Origin of the sequence: Streptomyces sp. 3330, from assembly GCF_031456635.1 — a bacterium.
In the GTDB taxonomy this organism is placed as follows: Bacteria; Actinomycetota; Actinomycetes; order Streptomycetales; family Streptomycetaceae; genus Streptomyces.
The window spans coordinates 425,849-446,643 of sequence record NZ_JAVDVA010000004.1 but is presented as its reverse complement, the minus strand read 5'-3'; the positions used below and the strand labels follow the sequence as shown (position 1 = coordinate 446,643).

Genomic DNA, 20,795 nt, shown 5'->3' with positions numbered 1-20,795 from the left:
TCCCGTGTCCGGCGTCCCGTGTCCCGTGTCCTGTGTCCTGTGTCCTGTGTCCTGTGTCCCGTGTCCTGTGTCCTGTGTCCTGTGTCCCGTGTCCTGTGTCCTGTGTCCTCTCGGAGCGTGTCCCGTCAGCGGGGGCGGGCGGCGTTCAGCCGGGCGGCCTGGCGGGTCAGGTGGTCGCGCTCGGCGAGGTTGGTCGCCTTGCGGGCCGCCTCGGCGTACAGCCGGGCCGCCGTCGCCGGGTCGCCGTCGCGCTCGTGGAGGTACGCGGCCACCGCGGTGTGGCGGGGCAGGGAGTCGTCCAGCTCCGCGAGCGCCGCGAGCCCCGCGCGCGGTCCGTCGGCCTCGCCGACGGCCACCGCGCGGTTGAGCCGGACGACCGGGCTGTCGGTCAGACGCGCCAGCTCGTCGTACCACTCGACGATCTGCACCCAGTCGGTCTCCGCGGCGGTGGGCGCGTCGGCGTGCAGCGCGGCGATCGCGGCCTGGGCCTGGAACTCCCCCAGCCGGTCGCGGGCGAGGGCCGCCTGGAGGATCACGACGCCCTCGGCGATCGACCGGGTGTCCCACCTTCCGCGGTCCTGCTGGGCGAGCGGCACCAGGCTTCCGTCGGGCGCCGTCCGGGCGGCGCGCCGGGCGTGGTGCAGCAGCATGAGGGCGAGCAGTCCCGCCACCTCCGGGTGGTCGATCGCTTTCGCGAGCTGCCGGGTGAGCCGGATGGCCTCGGCGGCGAGGTCGACGTCGCCGGAGTAGCCCTCGTTGAAGACCAGGTAGAGGACGCGCAGCACGGTGGCGACGTCGCCGGGCCGGTCGAACCGCACGCCGGAGACGGTGCGCTTGGCCCGGCTGATGCGCTGGGCCATGGTGGCCTCGGGCACCAGGTAGGCCCGGGCGATCTGGCGGGTGGTCAGGCCGCCGACGGCGCGCAGCGTGAGCGCGACCGCGGAGGACGGCGTCAGCGACGGGTGGGCGCACAGGAAGTAGAGCTGGAGCGTGTCGTCCGCCGCGGGCGCCGGACCGGGCGGCGGCTCCTCGTCGACCAGATCCTCGCGGCGGCGCCGGGCGGTGTCCGCCCGGGTCGCGTCGAGGAAGCGGCGCCAGGCCACGGTGACGAGCCAGCCCTTGGCGTCCCGCGGCGGGTCGGCCGGCCAGACGCGGACCGCCTCGACCAGGGCGTCCTGCACGGCGTCCTCGGCCGCCGCGAAGTCGGCTCCGCGGCGGACGAGGATCCCGAGCACGCTCGGGGTGAGGCTCCGGAGCAGGGCCTCGTCCACGCCGGGGGTCACTCGGTGACCGTGGGGTGTGCGCCCAGGAAGGGACGCAGTTCGAGCCACTCGTGGATCGGCTTCCCGCCCTTCCCGGGGGCGGCCGACAGCTCCCCGGCCAGCTCGACGGCACGTTCGTAGCTGTCGACGTCGATCACCATCCAGCCCGCGATGAGGTCCTTGGTCTCGGCGAACGGTCCGTCGGTGACCGGCGGGCGTCCCTCGCCGTCGTACCGGACGAACGTGCCCTCGGGGGCGAGCGCCTGGCCGTCGACGAACTCTCCGGTCTTCTCCAGCCGGGCCGCGAAGTCGCTCATGTACTGCACGTGGGCCGAGATCTCCTCCGGCGTCCACTGGTCCATGGGGACGTCGTTGACCGCCGCCGGGGCGCCGCGGTAGTGCTTGAGCAGCAGGTACTTGGCCATCGTCGTTCTCCTCGGTGCGGGTGCGACCCATTGTGGTCGCGTTCACCCCGGGGACGGAGCGGACCGCGGGTTCTCGACATCGTCGGCGAGGATTTTTTCGGCTCGGGCGCCGTGGGCGGTCAGGGGCCGCGCCGACCGGTCGTCCCACGGGGGATGCGGACCGGCGACCGAGCAGGTCAGGGCCGCGACCTGGGCCCCGAACCGGCAGGCCGCCGCGACCTCGTCGGGACGCAGACCGGTCAGCCGGCCGCCGAGGAGTCCGCGGGCGCCGAGGTGGTGCAGCAGCCCGGCGGTGAAGGAGTCGCCCGCGCCGACCGTGTCGACGACCTGCGCGGCCACCCCGGGCACCCGCACCCGTTCTCCGTCGAGGGAGGCCAGGGCGCCGTCGGCGCCGAGTGTGATCACGACGAGCCGTACCCCCGCGGCGTGCCAGAGGTCGCACGCCTGCTCGGGCGGGGCGCCCGGCAGGAGCAGCGCCAGATCGTCCTCGCTCAGCCGCAGGATGTCCGCGAGGGCGCACCAGTGGGCCAGCCGGCCGCGGTAGACCTCGGGCCGCACCAGCAGCGGCCGGACATTGGGATCGACGCTGATGGTGGCGCCCGGCGCCGCCGCGGCCAGGAACTCCTCGACCACCGCCGCACCGGGCTCACGGACCAGCGCCAGCGATCCGGTGTGCACGCAGGCCGTGCCGGACAGGTCCACGTCGGCCAGTTCGTCCGGCGTCCACTGCCAGTCGGCCGTGTCCCGGGCGTGGAACGAGAACGCGGCCTGCCCGGTGTCGTCCAGCTCCGCCACGGCCAGCGTGCTGGGCTCGGCGGCGGCGACGGCCTGGGACAGGTCCACACCGGACGCCTCCAGGTGGGCCCGGAACAGCCGGCCGAACACATCGCCGGACAGCCGGGCGAGGAAGCGGGTGGGGGTGCCCAGCCGGGCCAGGGCGGCCGCCGTGTTCGCGGGTCCGCCGCCGGGCAGCACCCGCAGGGCGAGTTCGTTCGCCGCGGTGGAGGGGCGGGTGAAGGCGTCCGCGACGCACTCTCCCAGCACGGTGATCCGGCGCGGGCTCATGGCTGCTCTCCTGGAGAAGTCGAAGGGTCGAGACGAAGGGCCGTCGCGGCGGTGCGGCACCGAGCGGCGGCGTGCTCACGGCGGGAGGGGGCGGGCCGCGGCGGCGCGCCCCCCGGGCTCCGGAAATGTGGGCCGGCCCCGCCCCGCCGCAGTCCGCCCCACCGCAGTCCGCCCCGCGGCGGCGCGCCGGAGCGGGATCAGGGCAGGACGACGATCTTGCGCCCCTGGCCGGCGGCGAACCGGTCCAGTGCCTGCGGGTACTCCGTCAGCGGCATCCGGTGGCTGATGAACACCTGCGGATCGAGGACCCCGTTGGCGAACAGTTCCGCCGCCCGCTCGTAGCTGTGCAGCACCGCCATGGAGCCGGTGATGGTGATCTCCTGGTTGTAGATGCGGTACGGCGAGATGGTGGCCGTCGTCGCGTAGTCGGAGACCCCGAACTGCAGGAACGTGCCGGCCTTGGCGACCCGTTCCAGCCCGTCCTGGATGGCCGCGGCGTTGCCGGTCGCGTCGACCACCACGTCCCAGCCGGACGGCCGGCCCAGCTCGTCGGCGGAGAGCGCCGCCCTGGAGCAGCCCAGCCGCTCGGCCGTCGCCAGCCGTTCCGGGTTGACGTCGACGACGTCCACCGAGGAGGCGCCGGTGCGCTTGGCCAGCTCCAGCATCATCAGGCCCATCGTCCCGCTGCCGTAGATCAGCACATGGGAGCCCATCCTGCTGTGGAGCACGTCGTAGCCGCGCACGGCGCAGGACAGCGGTTCGATCAGGGCCGCGTCCTGGACGTCCACGTGGTCGGGCAGCCGTACGCAGTTGGCGACGGGCGCCACGGCGTACTCGGCGGCGCCGCCCGGCACGGTCACGCCGATCGCCTGCCACCGGTCGCAGAGGTTGTTGCGGCCGGTCCGGCAGTAGCGGCACTCGTTGCAGTACAGCGAGGGGTCCACGGCGACCCGGTCGCCGACGGCGAGTTCGGTGACCTCGCTGCCGAGGCCCACGACCTCCCCGGCGAACTCGTGGCCCGGGACGATGGGCAGTTCCGGGGCGAACTCGCCCTGGAGAATGTGCAGATCGGTCCCGCACAGCCCGCAGGCCGCCACGTCGATCACCACCTGGCGCGGCCCGGGGGTCGGGTCGGGCACCGTGGTGACGGTGACCTTGCCGGGCGCTTCGATGACAGCGGCTTTCACTTGACTGCTCCTAGGGACAGGCCGCGGACCAGTTTGTCCTGGGCGGCGAAACCGGCGATGAGGACCGGCAGGGAGACCAGCGTGGCTGCGGCGCAGAGCCGGGCGAGGAAGAGTCCCTCGCTGGTGATGAAGCCGACGAGGAAGACCGGCGCGGTCGAGGCCTTGGTCGCGGTGAGGTTGACGGCGAACATGAACTCGTTCCAGCTGAAGATGAAGCAGATCAGCGAGGTGGCGGCGAGTCCGGGCATGGCGACGGGCGCGACGACCCGCCACAGCACGGTGAGCAGGCCGGCGCCGTCGACCTCGGCGGCCTCGAGGATCTCCTTGGGGACCTCGGCGAGGAACGAGCGCATCATCCACACCGCGATCGGCAGGTTCATGGCGGTGTAGAGGACGACCAGCGTCCACACGTTGTCCAGCATCCCGGCGTCCTTGACGATCAGGTACACCGGCAGCAGGGCCGCGATGGCCGGGAGGAACTTCGTGGACAGGAAGAAGAACATCACGTCGGTCCACTTCTCGACCGGCTTGATGGACAGCGCGTACGCCGCCGGCACCGCCAGGGCGAGCACCAGCACGGTCGAAAGGACGCTCGCCATGGCCGAGTTGAGGAGGAAGGGGGTGATGTCCCGGCTGAACAGCAGCTCGTACTGGTCGAAGGTGAGCGGCGCGAACGGCGTCGGCGGGTTGGTCGCCGCGTCCGCCTCCTGGTGGAACGAGGTGAGCACCATCCAGGCCACCGGCGCGAAGAAGGCCAGCGTGGCGAGCCAGGCCACGAACGTCCACAGCGGGGAAAGCCGCGGCGCGCCGCCGTGGTCGTCGTGACGGCGCAGGAGCCTCTTCAGTTTCCCTCCGGCGGCGGCGACTGCCGTGTGCGCGGTCATCGGGACACCTCCTCGCGGAACAGCGACGCGATGGTGCGCAGCGCGAAGGTCGCGATCACGATCGCGCCGAGCACGACGACGACACCGGCGGCGGCCGCCTGGCCGTACTCGTATTTGCGGAACATGGTCAGGTAGATCTCGTAGGGCAGGTTGGTCGTCTGCGAGCCGGGGCCGCCCTGGGTGATGGTGTAGACCGAGTCGAAGGTCTGCACCACGTAGATCGTGCCGAGCAGGACACCCAGCTCGATGTACTGGCGCAGGTGCGGCAGCGTGATGAAGCGGAAGGTCGCCAGGGCCGACGCCCCGTCCATACGGGCCGCCTCCAGGACGTCGCCGGGCTGCGCCTGGAGTCCCGCCAGGAGGATCAGCATCATGAACGGCGTCCACTGCCAGACCAGCGAGACGACCACGGCGGGCATGGGATACGAGGAGATCCAGTCGACGGTGGGCCCGTTGTCCGCGCCGAAGAGGCGGTAGACGGCGTTGAGGGTGCCGTTGAGGAGGCCGTAGTCGGGGTTGTAGACGGCGTGCTTCCACAGGAGTGCCGCCGCGACCGGCATGACCAGGAACGGCGCGATGAGCAGGGTGCGCGCCAGGCCGCGGCCTGCGAACCGGCGGTCGAGCAGGAGGGCGAGTCCGAGGCCGAGGACCACGCTGATCAGCACCACGGACGCGGTGAGGACGACGGTGTTGAGCACCGCGGTGCGCAGCCGCTCGTCGGTGAAGACGAACGTGAAGTTGGACAGGCCGACGAAGTGCCGCTCGCCCGGCTTGAGGATGTTCCACCGGAAGGTCGAGATCACGATCGTGGCCACGAAGGGCAGTTGGGTGACGACGACGGTGAAGACCAGTGCCGGGAGCAGCGGGACGCGGCGGCGCCACTTTCCGGCGCCGGTGGCGGGACGCGGACGGCTGGGCGGTGACGCTGTCTTGGGTGGGGCGGTGAGAGTGGTCATGAGGGGTTCCTCTGCCGGTGACGGCCGGGGTGCGGGGGAAGCGGTGCCCGGCCGGCGGGCGGGGCCGGCCGGGCGGTGACGGTCACTGGTAGTTCTTCGCGACGTCCTCGGCGAGCTTCTGGCCGTCCTTCAGCGCCTTGTCCACGCTGGTCCTGCCGGCGATGGCGGCGGAGATCTCCTGGGTGACCTTGGTGCCCAGGTCCTGGAACTCGGGGATGGCCACGTACTGGACGCCGACGGTCGGTCGCGGCTGGACGCCCGGGTCGGCCGGGTCGGCTCCCTCGATGGACTTCAGGGTGATCTCGCCGAACGACGCGGCCGCCTTGCGGTACTCGGGGAGCGTGTAGGTGCTGGCCCGCTTGCCGGCCGGGACCCGCGCCCAGCCGAGCTTCTCACCCACCAGCTTCTCGTACTCCTTGCTGGAGGCCCAGAGCATGAACTGCGAGGCGGCGTCGGCGTTCTTGGTCGTCCTGGGCATGGCCCAGGCCCAGCTCCACAGCCAGCCGCTGCTCTTGGTCTCGACGGTGGGCGCGTAGGCGTAGCCGACATGGCCGGCGATCTTGCTGGAGCCGGCGTCCTCCAGCGATCCGGCCGCGCTGGTCGCGTCGTACCACATCGCGACCTTCTTCTGGCTCATGGCGTTGAGGCACTCGGTGAACCCGGCCTGCGCGGCTCCGGCCTCGCCGTGCTTCTTGACCAGGTCGACGTAGAACTCCGTGGCCTTCTTGAACTCCGGGCTGTCGACCTGCGCCTTCCAGTCCTTGGTGAACCAGGTGCCGCCGAAGGTGTTGACCACGGTGGTCAGCGACGCCCCGAGTTCGCCCCAGCCGGCCAGGCCCCGCAGACAGATGCCCTTCATGCCGGGTTCGGCGCCGTCGACCTCGGCCGCGATGTCGGCGATCTGCTGCCAGGTCGGGTGCTCGGGCACCGTGATGCCCTTGGCGCTCATGACGTCCTTGTTGTACATGAGCATCGAGGACTCGCCGTAGAACGGCAGCGCGTAGAGCTTGCCGTCCGAGCCGGACAGGGCCGTGACCATCGGCTTGAGCAGGTCGGCCTTGTCGAAGCCGGCGTCCTTGTCGGCGTAGGACCCGAGTTCGTGCAGCCAGCCGTTCTTCTGCCAGATGGGGATCTCGTAGGCGCCGACGGTCGCGACGTCGTACTGACCGGCCTGGGTCGCGACGTCCTGGGTGACCTTGTCGCGCAGTTCGTTCTCGGGAAGGATCGTGAAATTGACCTTGATGCCGGTGTCCTTGGTGAAGGTGCTCTCGGTGAGCTTCGCGATGTCCTCCATCTGCGGGTTTCCGACCATCAGCACATTGATGCTCTTGTCGTCGCCCGAGCCCGACGAGCCGCCCGCTCCGCTGCAGGCGACCAGCAGCGATCCCGCGGCCGTGGCCGTGGCCGTGACGAGGGCGTGGGTCATTCTTCGTGCGCGCATGACTGACTCCAGGGATGTTTCGGGGGACGGAGAACCGGACCCTCGGGGTGGCGAGGGCGGCGTGAGAGGGGGGACGGCGTGGAGCCGCGGCTCAGGCCCGGACGACCTCGGGGCCCAGCAGTGCGTAGCGGTGGGCCTCGGCCGCGGGCAGACCGGTGTCGGTGACGATCGCCTCGAACTCGGTGACCTCCGCGAAGCGGCAGAAGCTCACGGCACCGAACTTCGTGTGGACCCCGGAGAACACCCGGCGCCTGGCGACTCTCATGACCTGGGCCTTGACCTCGCTGACGCCGGCGTCGGGGGTGGTGAGTCCGTGTTCGCGGGAGATGCCGTTGGCGCCGACGTACGCCAGGTCGATGACGAAGCCGGACAGCATGCGGGTCGCCCAGTGGTCGACTGTCGCGAGCGTGCCGCCCCGCACCCGTCCGCCGAGCAGCAGCACGGTGATGTTCTCGGCGGAGGCCAGGTCGCCCGCGGTCGCGAGGGAGGAGGTGACCACGGTCAGTGGCCGGTCCCGGGGCAGGGCGGCGGCGATGAGCTGGGGGGTGTAGCCCTCGTCGATGAACACCGTCTCGGCGTCGCCGAGCAGTTCGGTCGCGGCGGCCGCGATCCGGGACTTCTCGGGGACGTGCATGGTGGTGCGGAAGGCGAGCGTGGTCTCGAAGCCCGCGCTCTCCACGGGATGGGCGCCGCCATGGGTCCTCCGGACCAGCCCGTGTCCCTCCAGCACGTTCAGATCACGCCGCACGGTCTCCTTGGAGACCCCCAGGTCGGCGGCGAGCTTGCCGACGTCCACGGATCCGGTACGGCGTGCCGTTTCCAGGATCCCGCGTCTTCGCTCATCGGTGTCCACGGCGACACCTCCGTTCCACGGCTCCGCGCGGGTGTGCCCACGCCGGTGTTTTCCCGGAGCCCCTGCCCGTTCGGGCGTCCGGTGGCTAATTTCTACAAGCAGGCCGCCCCGCTGACCAGGCTCGCCGTGAGCTGCTTCATGACCGATTACGCCCGCTTTCCGGAGCCCCGAACCCCTGGAAAAGGCGGCGCGGGGCCTCGGCGTGCGCGAGGTCGTCGCCCGCATGTCCCCCGGGTGTGCCCGTTCGCTGCCCGTTTCCCCGGACGCCCGGACACCCGGCCGCCGTGCCGCCGTGGGCGGGCAGCATCGACCGGGGGCGCGGGTGCGGACCGGCAGCAGAGGCGGGGCCGCACCCGCGGGAGGGCTCCTCGTCCGCGTCGGAGGGATGCGTCCGCGGGAAGGGCACGTCGGCAAGGGCGGGGCCGCCCGCCGCCGGGGGGCGGCGGGCGTCGGCTCAGGGCCGGTACCGGTCGCCGGGGTGCGCCAGGTCATAGGGGCGCGGGAACGCCGCCGGGCGGTGGTCGACGTAGCGTGCGGGAACGGAGGAATCGGCCTGCTCGGCGAGGGAGTTGAGGGCGGCCGGGTCGGTGCGCTGCCACCGTCCCGTCGTGAGGCGGGCCTCCAGGGCGTGCAGGGCTGCGACCTGTTCGGCGCTGCTGAAGGTGCAGTGCCCGGCGTTGCCGACGTAGGCCTGCCGGAGCAGGGAGGCCGAGCCCGACGCGGTGACGGCACGCCGATAGGCGCTCTCCGCAGGTACCGGGATCAGGCCGTCGCCCGTGGTGTGCACGGTCAGTTGCGGCTTGGCCGGCCGTCCGGTGAAGGAACTCGTGCGGGCCATCGCTTCGACGGCCCGGGGATCGGCGGCGATCCGCGGAGCGCGGTTCAGCACGGCGAGGTCCCGGTCCAGGGAGAGGCCGGCCTCGCGGTAGAGCTCGCCGACCTCCTGGTGGAGAGGCGAGCGGTGGAGCATCGCGGTGTAGTCGACGCCGGTGTTCCAGGACATGTTGCCGCCGACCCGGCTCTCGGCCTCCTGGCGCCAGGAGAAGGCGGGGAGCCTCACCTGGAGCATGAGCGCCTGGTACTGGTTGGCCTGCTGGGTGTCGTGGTCGGACGGTTCCGGCCGGGGCTGGGAGGGGTCGTTCCAGCCGGGGATGTCCTGGAGCGCGGCGGCCAGCGCGATACGGGCCCGGCCCGAGGCCGAGTCCTGGGCCCCGGCGACGACCGCGGCCAGGGCGTCGGAGGCCACGACCGCCTCCGCCTGGCTCTCCAGGCCGGTCAGCCGGATGTCCGCGCCGGGGGCCAGCAGGGTCTTGAGCGCGAAGACCGGGTCGAGGGTGTTGTTCCAGTTGGCCACGCCACCCTGGAGCAGGCCGCACAGGGACAGAGAGCCGCTGATGCGGTCCGGGTGACGTTCGGCGATCATCGCGGTCACGAGCCCGCCGTAGGAGCTGCCCCAGGCGACCGTGCGCCCGGCCCGGCCGAAGCGCGAGGTGAAGGCGTCCAGTGTGGCGAGCTGGTCGGGCACCGCGTCGGTCACCGCCCAGCCGTTGCTCGCGTACGAGGAGCCGATGAGCGCGTAACCCTCCTGCAAGAGGAGGGACTCGGTGGCGGCATCGGGGGCGTTGCGCGCGGAGGCGGGCAGGCCGGCCGGGGTGTAGCCGTGGCTGTACAGCAGGACCGTGCCGTTCCAGGAGTCCGGGGTGTCCATCACGTAGGTGGCACCGGACGGCAGCGTGCCTTCGACATGGGCGCCGGTCCCGGCCGCGTGGGCGGCCGGGGCGAGCGGCGCGGCGAGCAGGAGGGACACCAGGGCCACGCACACACGTCTGCGGAGGCGGGACTTCACGAGGCGGACTCCTTCGTCCTGGCGCGGTCGGGGGTGGGCGGTCCCGGGCGAGGGCGGCGGAGAACCGCGTCACGCCTCGGGGTGGATCCGGCGGAGGGCGGGGTCGAGCCGTCGCGGTTTCCTTCGTCCGGGAGCATGACACCGCGAAGGTAGGCGTGTAGATTGCGGCCGTCAAGAAGCTGCACAACATCATGATCCGATGGACTCGCGGTCCGCGCACCGCCCGCCCGCCATGGCGGCCAACACCCCCTCGCCCCTCGAACCTTGCGCACCCCCGGCTCGCCGCCGGCCACGCGAGTCCCCCCCACCCCGCCGCGCCGCGCCGCGCCGACGATGGCACAGCGCTCGCCCAACTCACTTGCCTCGCAGGTCAGTTGAGCAAGAAACCATCCTCAGCACGCATTCCGTCAGGAGGAGCCCCATGCGACGGCGCATTCTCGGGCTTGCGACAGCAATGGTCATGGCCACCGGTGCGGCCGGATGCGGATCCTCGTCCGCCGACGCCGACGGTTCATCGGCCTCGGGCAGCGGCACGACCGTGCGGGTCAAGGTCGGCATCGTCCCGATCGTCGACGTGGCGCCGCTCTACCTGGGCCGCCAGAAGGGCTTCTTCAGCGACCGCGGCATCGATCTGAGGATGGAGAGCGCCCAGGGCGGCGCCGCGATCATCCCCGGCGTGGTGAGCGGACAGTTCCAGTTCGGGTTCAGCAACACCACCTCCCTGATGATCGCCCGGACCAAGGGAGTTCCGGTGCGGTCGGTGGCCAACGGTTCGGCCACCACCGGGAACACCACGACCGACGTCAGCGGCGTGGTGGTCGGGAAGGACAGCCCGATCAAGTCGGCCGCGGACCTGGCCGGGAGGACCGTGGCGGTGAACACCCTGCGGAACATCGGTGACACCACCGTGCGCGAGGCGGTCCGCAAGGACGGCGGCGACCCGGCCGAGGTGAAGTTCGTCGAGCTGGCCTTCGACCAGATGCCCGCCGCCGTCGCCGACGGCCGGGTGGACGCGGCCTGGATGGCCGAGCCGGCCCTGACCGTCGCCAAGGCGCAGGGCGGCCGGGTCGTCACCTCGCCGTTCGCGGAGACCCACCCCAAGCTCACGCTGGCCACCTTCTTCACCTCGACCGGGCTGACGCAGAAGGACCCCGCCCTGGTGAGGAAGTTCGCCGAGGCGATGACGGAGTCGCTCACCTACGCCTCCGCGCACCCGGACGAGGCGCGCCGCACGCTCACCGGCTACACCAAGATCGACGGCGATGTGCTGCGGAACCTGACGCTGCCGTCCTGGCCCGCCGCGTACGACATGGCCTCCCTGGAGAAACTGGCCTCGCTCGGCGAGCGCGACGGTCTCTTCGACGAGAAGCCGGACCTGAAGGCGCTCTTCCGGTGACGCCCGCGGTCGCGCCGACCCCTGGAGACGGCCACCACGCGGTCCGGGTGCCGCCGGCGGCCGCACGTCGCCGGCGGGCGGCCCCGGGGTCCCGGCCGCGCGAGGCCCGGCCGCAGGTACTGCCCGCCTTCCGCGGAGGCGGACCGGTCGCCCCGGTGGCCGTGTCCGGCCCTCCGCGGCCCGTGGCCACCCGGGTGGCGGGTCGGCCCCGACGGGACCCTCCCGCTCGGGACACCGGACCACGTTCGTGACCTCGGCCGGTTGACGAGCGGATCCCCGTCCCCGGGGGAGACGGGAGCAGCCGCGGGGACGCACGGCCGCGGTCCGCCTCCGTCTGCGCCACCGGGCCCCGCGACCCGTACTCCTGCGTCGGCGTCCGCGCACGTGACCCGCGCCCCCTCAGCGTCGATACTTCCCGGAGGAGGCCTCGACCACCACTGATCCGCACGCCGGTCATATCCTGATATCCCGCCGACGAAATCGGCGCCGACGCGGCACGACCGCCGAGGGAACGCACTCCCCCGTCGCCCCGGACCGCCCGACCGCCCGACCGATCACCAGCCATACCTGCTCTGAACTGGAAGAACACAGCTCGGAGACTCGCCTGTCAGTCTCGCCAGGAGGTACCCATGAAGATGCTGATCAACGTTGCGGAGACCGTGGTCGCGGACGCGCTGCGCGGAATGGCCGTCGCCCATCCCGAGCTGACCGTCGATGTCGACAACCGGGTGGTCGTGCGGCGGGACGCGCCGGTGGCGGGCAAGGTCGCGCTGGTGTCCGGCGGCGGCTCGGGGCACGAACCGCTGCACGGCGGGTTCGTCGGCCTCGGGATGCTCTCGGCGGCCTGCCCGGGCGAGGTGTTCACCTCACCGGTGCCCGACCAGATGGTGCGGGCGGCGGCGGCCGTGGACAGCGGGGCGGGTGTGCTGTTCATCGTGAAGAACTACACGGGCGATGTGCTCAACTTCGACATGGCCGCCGAACTGGCCGAGGACGAGGGCATCCAGGTCGCGAAGGTCCTGGTGGACGACGACGTCGCCGTGACCGACAGCCTCTACACCGCCGGGCGGCGCGGCACCGGCGCGACGCTGTTCGTGGAGAAGATCGCGGGGGCGGCGGCCGAGGAGGGGCAGCCGCTGGAGCGGGTCGAGGCGCTCGCCCGGCAGGTCAACGAGAACTCCCGCAGCTTCGGCGTGGCGCTCAGCGCCTGCACCACACCGGCCAAGGGCAGCCCGACCTTCGATCTGCCGGCCGGCGAGCTGGAACTGGGCGTCGGCATCCACGGGGAGCCCGGGCGCGAGCGGCGGGCGATGATGACCTCCGGCGAGATCGCCGACTTCGCGCTCCACGCGATCCTGGACGACATGACGCCCCGCAATCCCGTCCTCCTCCTGGTCAACGGGATGGGCGCGACCCCGCTGCTGGAGCTGTACGGCTTCAACGCCGAGGTCCACCGGGTGCTGGCCGAGCGCGGGGTGGTGGTCGCCCGGACGCTCGTGGGCAACTACGTGACCTCCCTCGACATGGCCGGTGCGTCGGTGACCCTGTGCCAGGTGGACGAGGAGCTGCTGCGGCTGTGGGACGCGCCGGTGAAGACTCCCGGACTGCGCTGGGGCGTGTGAGGCGGGGACAAGGCCAGGCGCTCCGACCGTACCGACCATGCAAGGAGAACCCGTGCTCGACGCCGACTTCTTCCGCCGCTGGATGACCACGGCCGCCGCGTCCGTCGACCGTGAGGCCGACCGGCTCACGGCCCTCGACTCCCCCATCGGGGACGCGGATCACGGCACCAACCTCCGGCGGGGCTTCACCGCGGTGACCGCGGCGCTGGAGAAGGAGGTCCCCGGGACGCCGGGCGCCGTCCTGGTGCTCGCGGGGCGCCAGCTGATCTCGACGGTGGGCGGAGCCTCGGGGCCGCTGTACGGCACCCTGCTGCGCCGGACCGGGAAGGCACTCGGGGACGATGCCGAGGTGGACGAGGCGCGGTTGGCCGAGGCGCTGCGCACCGGGGTGGACGCGGTGATGCAGCTCGGCGGGGCCGCGCCCGGCGACAAGACCATGATCGACGCGTTGGTGCCGGCCGTCGACGCCCTCCCCGAGGGTTTCGGCGCCGCCCGGGCCGCCGCCGAGCAGGGCGCCGAGGCGACGACGCCGCTCCAGGCCCGCAAGGGCCGGGCCAGCTATCTCGGCGAGCGCAGCATCGGGCACCAGGACCCGGGCGCCACCTCGTCGGCGCTGCTCATCGCGGCCCTCGCCGACACCGGCGCCGACGCGGACGCGGACGGGGAGTGAGGCATCGATGAGCGACGAGAAACTGGTGGGCATCGTGCTGGTGTCGCACAGCGCGGAGGTCGCGTCGGCGGTGGCAGAGCTGGCGCTGGGCCTGGTGGGCGGCGGGCTGCCGGTGCCGGTCGCCGCGGCGGGCGGCACGGAGGGCGGCGGCCTGGGCACGAGCGCCGAACTGGTCACCGCCGCAGCCGCTTCGGTGGACCGTGGCGCCGGTGTCGCCGTCCTCGCCGATCTGGGCAGCGCCGTCCTCACGGTCAAGGCGCTGCTCGCGGAGGGGGACGAACTGCCCGGCACCGCGCGGCTGGTGGACGCCCCGTTCGTCGAGGGAGCGGTGGCCGCGGTGGTGACGGCGGCCACCGGCGCCGACCTGGACGCGGTCGAGGCGGCGGCCGTGGAGGCGTACGGCTACCGGAAGGCCTGACGCGCGTCGGCCGGGCCGGAGGCGCTGTCAGGTCAGCCCCTCCGACGCCACCACCAGATCCGCGCAGGGCCTCCGCCGGCTCGGCCCGCACCGCCGCGGGGTCGTCCGCGCCGGGGCCGGCGGCGCGCCACGCGTGGTGGCCGCCTCCTCACGGCCCGCCGGGCCGTCGGGACGGCGGCCGACGCACGGGCGCCGGGCGCGGGCTCCCGCCTCCCCCGGGGGGCGGGAGCGTGACAGCGCGACAGCGGGGCCGGCCCGCACCGCCGGGCTGGCCCCGTCGCGCGCGTGACTTCCCCGCCTCCGCGCTCCCTCGATCCCCTCAGTCGCCCTCATCCGTCTCGGCGTCCGAGCCCTCGCTCTCCCGGGCCTCCGAGTCGCCCGATTCCTCCGACGAGGCCTCCTCGGGCTCGTCGTCCTCGGACACCGCCGGGTCCTCCCGGTCCTCCCGGGCCTCCCGGGCCTTGCGGTCCCGCGGTCGCTCGGTGGACGCGCGGCCTTCGCTCCTGCCACCCGCCCGCCCCGCCGCGCCGCCCTCACCCTGCGGCGACTCCTCGAGCCCGCCCGGCGCCCACTCGTCCGCCGGCTCCTCCGGATTCTGCGGCTGCTGCGGCTCCTCGGGCTTCCGGGACTCCTGCGGGTCCGGCGACTCCCGCGACTCCTGCGACGGCAGGGGCGGCTCCTGCGCGCCGCGCACGAAGAGCCGCGCCAGCCGCTCCCCCACCTCCCTCGCCGAGGCGTGGCTCTCGATGGGGGTCGCCCGGAAGTTCTTGAAGACGATGTACGTGACCCCGGAGGGGGCGCCGCCGCCGCGCGGGTCGGGACGGATGCCGAGCGCCCGGGCGGTGGCGTACGAGGCCTCGCCGATGATGCCGGTCGGGCCGATGTCGCCGACGACGGCGTACTGCACCCGGTCCTTGTAGATCACCGCCGCTACCGACCCCCCGCGCACCCCGTGGTCGCGGTGGTCCCAGATGCCGCTCACCCCCGGCACCACGATGTAGGGCAGCGTCTCCGCGCTCAGATAGCGGCCGTCGGACTGCTGGTAGGCCGTCATGTCGGAGAACAGCGGGTCGGTGCGGCTGTTGCACTCCGGGCCCGGGCGGCCGTCGCAGTCGATGTCCATGTCGGCCGTCCAGAACACCGCCTCGTCGGTGCCGCAGACCGGGATCGTGGCCGGCGCGCCCTCGTCCGGGCGGTAGCGGCCGCGCGAGACGGGGGCGCAGTCGCGGACCCGGGACAGCAGGTCGGCGGCGAGGACCGAGCCTTCTCGCCGGGCCGCCGGCGCCCCGGGGGCGCCCGAGGCCGGGTGCGGGGCGGCGGGTGAGGTGGTCGGGGCCAGCAGGGCAAGGCCGGCCGCGGCCAGCGTCAGCGACTGGACGCGCACGATACGGACCCTCTCGTAGGGGCATGGGCGGACACTCGGAACAATCTGGTGTCGATCACGCCCTGGGGCCAGCCCGACGGGGCCGTACGGAGCACGAGGAGCATCCTCGCGGAGTCCGGCGGCGCGACAGAGGGCCGGGGGCCCGGACACCGTGTCGGCTCCGGGCCCCGGGCCGCTTTGCCGGCGCGGGAACAGCGACGACAGCGGTCCGCGCCACCGGCTGAACTCACGAGCGCGCGGGGTGAGTTCGGCCGGGAGGAGCTTCAGCATACGTAACCCCCGCAAGCGGTCGCCGACGGCGGCCCCGCGGATCCGCCCTCTTGATGTGCGCGCACCGCCACGCCATATTGGTCCGGACCATTGCCGCCGTGCCGGGGCCGGGAGGCGAAGCCGTGCGACGCGTTGTCCTGTGGGTGGTGGAGTGCGGTCTGGTGACGGCCCTGTGCTGCGGGTGCGCGAGCGGCGCCCGGGAGGACGGACGGGCGCCGGGCGCCCCGACGGGGGTCACCGCCGAGGCCGGGAGCGCGACGAGCGTGCACGTGATGTGGAACGCGGTCGCCGCGGACCCCGCGGTCAGCGCCTACGAGGTGTACCGCGGTTCCGCGAAGGTCCGGGAGGTGCCCGCCTCCGCGCACATGCTGGACGTCGTCCGGCTCGCGCCGTCGACCACGTACGTGTTCACCGTGCGCGCCCGCGACGGCGAAGGGCGGCTCGGTCCGCCCAGCCGGGAGGTGCGGGCCACGACACCGGCGGCCGCCGCGGCGGACCGCTCTCCCCCGACCCCGCCGGGCGCGGTGACCGGCCGGGCCGCGGGGAGCAGGGCCGTCCAGCTGTCCTGGACGGCGGCCACGGACGACCGGAAAGTGGTGTCGTACGACGTCTGCCAGGGCGGTGTGCGGATCCACAGCGTCGGCGGGGGGCAGACGGCGACGGTCGTCACGGGACTGCGCCCCGGGGCGCGTTACTCGTTCACCGTCCGGGCCCGGGACGCGGCCGACAACGTCTCGGCCGCGGGGACGCCCGTGCGGCTGAGCACCGCGCCGGGTGACGACGAGGGGGCGCAGACCGCGCCGGCCGACTTCCGTGCGGGCGCCCGCCTCGCCGACGGGTCGTACTACCTGGACCTGTCGTGGGTGCCGCCCCGGGTGGACGGTGTCGTCACCGAGTACCAGATCCAGCTCGACGGGCGGCCTGCCACCTCGCTGGTGTGGGGCGGAACCCCGCCGCGGGGGAGGGCGACGTACAGCTTCTACCTGGGGCGCGAGGCGGGGGCCGGGCACCGGGTGCGGCTGCGGGCGCGGCTGCCGGACGGCACGTGGGGCGCGTTCTCGGCGGAGCGGACGGTGACGACGGGGGCGCGGGGGTGACCGGCGCGGGGACGACCGGCACGCGGGGGCGGGCGACGGCGCGGACGGCCGGGGCGCGGCCCGGCCGGGGCGCCGGGAGGGGCGTCGGGCGGGGCGCTCCCCCGGCCCGCGGGTCGGCCGCGGTCGGTCACCGGCCGGGAAGGGGGCCTGCCTGGGCCGTACGAAGGAATCCGTCACCTGGGCGGTGGCCGTCCGCATGCGGGGCGGGGCCGGGGCGCGTTGGCTGCCCCTGAGGCAGCACGGGCGTACCCGACCCTCGGCGGCGCAAGGGATGTACCGCCAACCGTGCCGCCGCCGGAGGACATCCGATGCGCACTTCCCGTTTCCTCGTCCGCTCAGGGCTGACCGTGGCAGCCGCCGCCGCTCTGCCGCTCGCCCTCACCGCCCAGCCGGCCGCGGCCCGCGTCTCGGGCATCTCCGTGAGCACGACCGGCTCCACGGTGTCGGTCGTGACCAGCGCCTGCACCCAGATCAACGGCAGCTGGGGCACGGCGGCGCTGCTCGGCAGCGCCCAGGCCAGCTTCGCCCAGGGACGCCAGGTCGCCCTGTCCGGAACGGCCGCCGGCCAGTCCGCGGCCTGGTCCGGCGTCTCCCCGGGCACGTACACCGTGGTCGTCATGTGCTCCAACGGCAGCACCGCCGGCACCCAGTCGGTGATCGTCTCGAGCCCGGCCACGGCCTCCCCGAGGGTCACGGTGACGCCCACGCCCTCGCGGGGCGTGATGGGAGGCCTCGGCGGTGCGGCCCGCGACGTCGGCCCCGTGGCCATGGGTGTGGGCGGCGCGCTGGTGGGGACGGGCGTCATCGCGGCGGCCTGGTTCCTGCGCCGCCGCTCGAAGCCGTACCGGCTCTAGGCGGTCCCGTCCCCCACCACGGGGAGCTCCTCGACGGCCTCGGTGAGCCACTGCGTCCAGAAGGTCTCCAGCTCGATGCCCGCGCGCAGGACCAGGTGCTGGAGCCTGGCCTGCGCGCTGTCGTCACCGGGCGGGAAGTCCCGCTTCTCGATCTCCTCGTACTCGGCCAGCTGCCGCCGGTGCAGGTCGAGATGGCGGCGCAGATCGGCCTCGATGCCCGCGGTGCCGACGACCGCGGCGGCGCGCAGCCGCAGCAGCATCGCGTCGCGGTGCGGCTTCGGGTCCTGGGCGGCCGCCGTCCACCGGGCGAGTTCGGCGCGTCCCGCGGGCAGCACCTCGTAGGCCTTCTTCTGCCCGCGGGCCGGCGTCTCGGCCGGAAGGGCCCGGATGTGCCCATCCGCCTCCAGTTTTCCCAGCTCGCGATAGATCTGCTGGTGCGTGGCCGACCAGAAGTAGCCGATCGACCGGTCGAACCGGCGGGTCAGATCCAGCCCCGACGAGGGCCTCTCGAGCAGGGCGGTGAGGATCGCGTGCGGGAGTGACATGCAGTCATCCTAGGGAGACGCCGCCGCGGCCCTACAGCGCCGCCGCCAGTTCCGTGCCCTGCTGGACGGCACGCTTGGCGTCCAGTTCGGCGGCGACGTCGGCGCCCCCGATGAGATGCACCTTCGCGCCGTCGGCCACCAGCGCGTCGTACAGGTCCCGGCGCGGGTCCTGGCCCGTGCACAGCACGATGGTGTCGACCTCCAGGAGCATGCTCCGCTCGTCGACGGTGAGGTGCAGCCCGGCGTCGTCGATCCGGTCGTAGCGCACCCCGGGGACCATCGTGACGCCCCGGTGCTTGAGCTCGGTGCGGTGGATCCAGCCGGTGGTCTTGCCGAGGCCCGCGCCGACCTTGCCGGTCTTGCGCTGGAGGAGGTGGACCTGGCGCGGCGGGGCCGGGCGCTCGGGGGCCGTGAGACCGCCGGGGCCCTCGTAGTCCATGTCGACGCCCCACTGGCGGAAGTAGGCCGCCGGGTCCTCGCTCGCCTTGTCGCCGCCGTCGGTGAGGAACTCCGCGACGTCGAAGCCGATGCCGCCCGCGCCGAGGATGGCGACGCGCTCGCCGACGGACGCGCCGTCGCGCAGGACGTCGAGGTAGCCGACGACGCTCGGGTGGTCGACGCCGGGGATGTCGGGGGTGCGGGGGCTGACGCCGGTGGCGACGACGACCTCGTCGTAGCCGGCCAGGTCCTGCGCGGCGACGGGGGTGTCGAGCCGTACGTCCACGCCGTGCGCGTCGAGCTGGTGGCGGAAGTAGCGCAGCGTCTCGTCGAACTCCTGCTTCCCGGGGACCTTGCGGGCCACGTTGAGCTGGCCGCCGATCTCGCTCGCCGCGTCGAAGAGGGTGACGTCGTGACCGCGTTCGGCGGCACTCACGGCGCAGGCCAGACCCGCCGGGCCGGCGCCCACCACCGCGACCCGCTTGCGCAGCCGGGTCGGGGCGAGGACCAGCTCGGTCTCGTGGCAGGCGCGCGGGTTGACCAGGCAGGAGGTGATCTTCCCGCTGAACGTGTGGTCGAGGCAGGCCTGGTTGCAGCCGATGCAGGTGTTGATGGCCTCGGGCCGGCCGGCCGCGGCCTTGGCCACGAACTCGGGGTCGGCGAGCATCGGGCGGGCCATCGACACCATGTCCGCGCAGCCGTCGGCGAGCAGTTCCTCGGCGAGTTCGGGGGTGTTGATGCGGTTGGTGGTGACGAGCGGCACCGAGACCGCGCCCATGAGCTTCTTCGTCACCCAGGTGTAGGCGCCGCGCGGCACGGAGGTGGCGATGGTGGGGATGCGCGCCTCGTGCCAGCCGATGCCGGTGTTGATGATCGTCGCGCCGGCCTCCTCGACGGCCTTGGCGAGGGCGACCACCTCGTCCAGCGTCGAGCCGCCGGGCACCAGGTCCAGCATCGACAGCCGGTAGATGACGATGAAGTCCTCGCCGACCGCCTCGCGCACCCGCCGCACGATCTCCAGCGGGAAGCGGGTGCGGTTCTCGTAGGAACCGCCCCAGCGGTCGGTGCGGTGGTTGGTCGGGGCCGCGATGAACTCGTTGATCAGGTAGCCCTCGGAGCCCATGATCTCGACGCCGTCGTAGCCGGCCTGCCGGGCGAGGCGGGCGGCGCGGGCGTAGTCGTCGATGGTCCGCTCGATGTCGGCGTCGGTCAGCTCGCGCGGCGGGAAGGGGCTGATCGGCGCCTGGAGCGGGCTGGGGGCGACCAGGTCCCGGTGGTAGGCGTACCGGCCGAAGTGCAGGATCTGCATCGCGATGCGGCCGCCCTCGCGGTGCACCGCCTCGGTGATCGCGCGGTGCTGCCCGGCCTCCGCCTCCGTGGTGAGCTTGGCGCCCCCCTCGTAGGGCCGGCCCTCGTCGTTGGGGGCGATGCCGCCGGTGACGATGAGGCCCACTCCCCCGCGTGCCCGGGCGGCGTAGAACTCGGCCATGCGCTCGAAGCCGCGCTCGGCCTCTTCGAGGCCGACGTGCATCGAGCCCATCAGGACGCGGTTGGGCAACGTGGTGAAGCCCAGGTCGAGCGGGCTCAGCAGGTGCGGGTAACGGCTCATGACAGCCTTCCGTGCGCGGTGTCTTCCCTCCAGTTCTAGAGGACCGCGCACGGGTTATGCAACTAGTTGCACAATGGCAGGGGCATCATGTGCCGCAGGTCACCGGCGACGCCTCCTCACCGGCTCTCCAGCAGGACGTGCAGCTGCCTCTCCTGGTCCCCGGAGGCCGAGGAGAGGTCGCGTACCGCGAACACCGAGTCCAGCGTGGAGCGGAGCCGCTCGATCGCCCAGTAACTGCCCTGCGCGTCGGCCTCCACGGAGGACGAGAGCCGGGCCGGCCGGGCGCAGTCGTGCGTCTCGGTCACCTCGAAGGTGCCGAGCCACACCATCGGACGGCTTTCGTGCAGTTGCTGCGGCGCCTCGTCGGTGCCGCGGTCCGACTCGAAGCACTCGCTCAGCGCGTCGAAGACGATCCGCGCGTCCTCCTTGCTGCATCCGCTGATCTCGACGGAGACGGACTCCTCGTGCGGTCGTTCGCGATCCATCGTGATCGCTCCTCTCGTGGGATGTGGCGCGGAGAGCGGGTTCCCCGCGAACCGCGCCACATCCCCAGAAAAGCACCACTTTCCGTGG

18 protein-coding genes and 1 pseudogene are annotated in these 20,795 nt (G+C 73.1%); 6 read left to right on the top strand and 13 right to left on the bottom strand.

The genetic code is table 11. From position 1 onward, the window contains the following. Positions 1-125: 125 nt before the first annotated feature. The 9 genes from J2X68_RS10055 to J2X68_RS10015 all read right to left on the bottom strand — a co-directional run bounded on the left by J2X68_RS10055 (position 126) and on the right by J2X68_RS10015 (position 9,919). Positions 126-1,271 carry a DUF6596 domain-containing protein gene (locus J2X68_RS10055; protein ID WP_310432147.1) on the bottom strand — a complete coding sequence of 382 codons (1,146 nt, stop codon included), beginning with the start codon at positions 1,269-1,271 and terminating at the stop codon, positions 126-128. Between the two features lie 8 nt (positions 1,272-1,279). Next, positions 1,280-1,687 (bottom strand): YciI family protein, encoded by a 408-nt coding sequence (locus J2X68_RS10050; RefSeq protein ID WP_310432122.1) that lies wholly within the window; start codon positions 1,685-1,687, stop codon positions 1,280-1,282. Between the two features lie 42 nt (positions 1,688-1,729). Further along, entirely contained in the window at positions 1,730-2,752 is a 1,023-nt protein-coding gene (locus tag J2X68_RS10045; protein WP_310432121.1) for a carbohydrate kinase, read from the bottom strand. 197 nt (positions 2,753-2,949) lie between these two features. Further along, the gene (locus J2X68_RS10040; RefSeq protein ID WP_310432120.1) at positions 2,950-3,939 is read right to left on the bottom strand and encodes a zinc-dependent alcohol dehydrogenase family protein; all 990 of its coding nucleotides are present in this window, start codon (positions 3,937-3,939) and stop codon (positions 2,950-2,952) included. Then, positions 3,936-4,823: a carbohydrate ABC transporter permease gene (locus tag J2X68_RS10035; RefSeq protein WP_310432119.1), complete on the bottom strand. Its 888-nt coding sequence runs from the start codon at positions 4,821-4,823 to the stop codon at positions 3,936-3,938. The genes J2X68_RS10040 and J2X68_RS10035 overlap by 4 nt, the downstream gene beginning before the upstream one ends. Further along, positions 4,820-5,779, bottom strand: coding sequence for a sugar ABC transporter permease (locus tag J2X68_RS10030; protein ID WP_310432118.1), 960 nt, complete (start codon positions 5,777-5,779; stop codon positions 4,820-4,822). The genes J2X68_RS10035 and J2X68_RS10030 overlap by 4 nt, the downstream gene beginning before the upstream one ends. Before the next feature lie 82 nt (positions 5,780-5,861). Continuing rightward, positions 5,862-7,220 carry a sugar ABC transporter substrate-binding protein gene (locus J2X68_RS10025; protein WP_310432117.1) on the bottom strand — a complete coding sequence of 453 codons (1,359 nt, stop codon included), beginning with the start codon at positions 7,218-7,220 and terminating at the stop codon, positions 5,862-5,864. Between the two features lie 91 nt (positions 7,221-7,311). Beyond that, positions 7,312-8,073, bottom strand: a complete 762-nt coding sequence (locus tag J2X68_RS10020; RefSeq protein WP_310432116.1) for a DeoR/GlpR family DNA-binding transcription regulator — start codon at positions 8,071-8,073, stop codon at positions 7,312-7,314. Between the two features lie 454 nt (positions 8,074-8,527). Continuing rightward, the gene (locus J2X68_RS10015) at positions 8,528-9,919 is read right to left on the bottom strand and encodes a prolyl oligopeptidase family serine peptidase (RefSeq protein ID WP_310432115.1); all 1,392 of its coding nucleotides are present in this window, start codon (positions 9,917-9,919) and stop codon (positions 8,528-8,530) included. 421 nt (positions 9,920-10,340) lie between these two features. Between J2X68_RS10015 and J2X68_RS10010 the strand changes: the two genes are divergently transcribed. From J2X68_RS10010 to J2X68_RS09995, 4 genes are all read left to right on the top strand, one after another. Next, the gene (locus J2X68_RS10010) at positions 10,341-11,315 is read left to right on the top strand and encodes an ABC transporter substrate-binding protein (protein WP_310432114.1); all 975 of its coding nucleotides are present in this window, start codon (positions 10,341-10,343) and stop codon (positions 11,313-11,315) included. A 629-nt stretch (positions 11,316-11,944) separates the two neighbouring features. Further along, complete coding sequence (gene dhaK, locus J2X68_RS10005; RefSeq protein ID WP_310432113.1) at positions 11,945-12,937, top strand: dihydroxyacetone kinase subunit DhaK; 993 nt, start codon at positions 11,945-11,947, stop codon at positions 12,935-12,937. Positions 12,938-12,989: 52 nt separating this feature from the next. After that, the gene (gene dhaL, locus J2X68_RS10000) at positions 12,990-13,607 is read left to right on the top strand and encodes a dihydroxyacetone kinase subunit DhaL (RefSeq protein ID WP_310432146.1); all 618 of its coding nucleotides are present in this window, start codon (positions 12,990-12,992) and stop codon (positions 13,605-13,607) included. A 7-nt stretch (positions 13,608-13,614) separates the two neighbouring features. Beyond that, a complete protein-coding gene (locus J2X68_RS09995; RefSeq protein ID WP_310432112.1) occupies positions 13,615-14,025 on the top strand; it encodes a PTS fructose transporter subunit IIA in 411 nt (136 codons plus the stop codon). Between the two features lie 685 nt (positions 14,026-14,710). Here J2X68_RS09995 and J2X68_RS09990 read toward each other — a convergent pair. Further along, a pseudogene (locus J2X68_RS09990) lies at positions 14,711-15,409 on the bottom strand (glycoside hydrolase family 75 protein); the annotation flags it as partial. 392 nt (positions 15,410-15,801) lie between these two features. On the opposite strand from J2X68_RS09990, the gene J2X68_RS09985 reads away from it, so the two are divergent. Continuing rightward, positions 15,802-16,776: a fibronectin type III domain-containing protein gene (locus J2X68_RS09985; protein WP_399039615.1), complete on the top strand. Its 975-nt coding sequence runs from the start codon at positions 15,802-15,804 to the stop codon at positions 16,774-16,776. 308 nt (positions 16,777-17,084) lie between these two features. Then, complete coding sequence (locus J2X68_RS09980) at positions 17,085-17,630, top strand: hypothetical protein (protein WP_310432111.1); 546 nt, start codon at positions 17,085-17,087, stop codon at positions 17,628-17,630. Here J2X68_RS09980 and J2X68_RS09975 read toward each other — a convergent pair. The 3 genes from J2X68_RS09975 to J2X68_RS09965 form a co-directional block, all read right to left on the bottom strand. Then, positions 17,627-18,175, bottom strand: a complete 549-nt coding sequence (locus J2X68_RS09975) for a PadR family transcriptional regulator (RefSeq protein ID WP_310432110.1) — start codon at positions 18,173-18,175, stop codon at positions 17,627-17,629. The genes J2X68_RS09980 and J2X68_RS09975 overlap by 4 nt on opposite strands. A gap of 31 nt (positions 18,176-18,206) precedes the next feature. Continuing rightward, positions 18,207-20,222 carry an NADPH-dependent 2,4-dienoyl-CoA reductase gene (locus J2X68_RS09970; RefSeq protein WP_310432109.1) on the bottom strand — a complete coding sequence of 672 codons (2,016 nt, stop codon included), beginning with the start codon at positions 20,220-20,222 and terminating at the stop codon, positions 18,207-18,209. Positions 20,223-20,338: 116 nt separating this feature from the next. Further along, on the bottom strand, positions 20,339-20,707 hold the full coding sequence (locus J2X68_RS09965; RefSeq protein ID WP_310432108.1) for a hypothetical protein: 369 nt from the start codon (positions 20,705-20,707) through the stop codon (positions 20,339-20,341). Between the last annotated feature and the right edge of the window lie 88 nt (positions 20,708-20,795).

Coding starts and splice junctions, on each gene's coding strand:
- J2X68_RS10050 (WP_310432122.1), bottom strand. CDS start 1,687: ATGGCCAAGTACCTGCTGCTCAAGCACTACCGCGGCGCCCCGGCGGCG.
- J2X68_RS10045 (WP_310432121.1), bottom strand. CDS start 2,752: ATGAGCCCGCGCCGGATCACCGTGCTGGGAGAGTGCGTCGCGGACGCC.
- J2X68_RS10035 (WP_310432119.1), bottom strand. CDS start 4,823: ATGACCGCGCACACGGCAGTCGCCGCCGCCGGAGGGAAACTGAAGAGG.
- J2X68_RS10030 (WP_310432118.1), bottom strand. CDS start 5,779: ATGACCACTCTCACCGCCCCACCCAAGACAGCGTCACCGCCCAGCCGT.
- J2X68_RS10025 (WP_310432117.1), bottom strand. CDS start 7,220: ATGCGCGCACGAAGAATGACCCACGCCCTCGTCACGGCCACGGCCACG.
- J2X68_RS10010 (WP_310432114.1), top strand. CDS start 10,341: ATGCGACGGCGCATTCTCGGGCTTGCGACAGCAATGGTCATGGCCACC.
- dhaK (WP_310432113.1), top strand. CDS start 11,945: ATGAAGATGCTGATCAACGTTGCGGAGACCGTGGTCGCGGACGCGCTG.
- J2X68_RS09995 (WP_310432112.1), top strand. CDS start 13,615: ATGAGCGACGAGAAACTGGTGGGCATCGTGCTGGTGTCGCACAGCGCG.
- J2X68_RS09980 (WP_310432111.1), top strand. CDS start 17,085: ATGCGCACTTCCCGTTTCCTCGTCCGCTCAGGGCTGACCGTGGCAGCC.
- J2X68_RS09975 (WP_310432110.1), bottom strand. CDS start 18,175: ATGTCACTCCCGCACGCGATCCTCACCGCCCTGCTCGAGAGGCCCTCG.
- J2X68_RS09970 (WP_310432109.1), bottom strand. CDS start 20,222: ATGAGCCGTTACCCGCACCTGCTGAGCCCGCTCGACCTGGGCTTCACC.
- J2X68_RS09965 (WP_310432108.1), bottom strand. CDS start 20,707: ATGGATCGCGAACGACCGCACGAGGAGTCCGTCTCCGTCGAGATCAGC.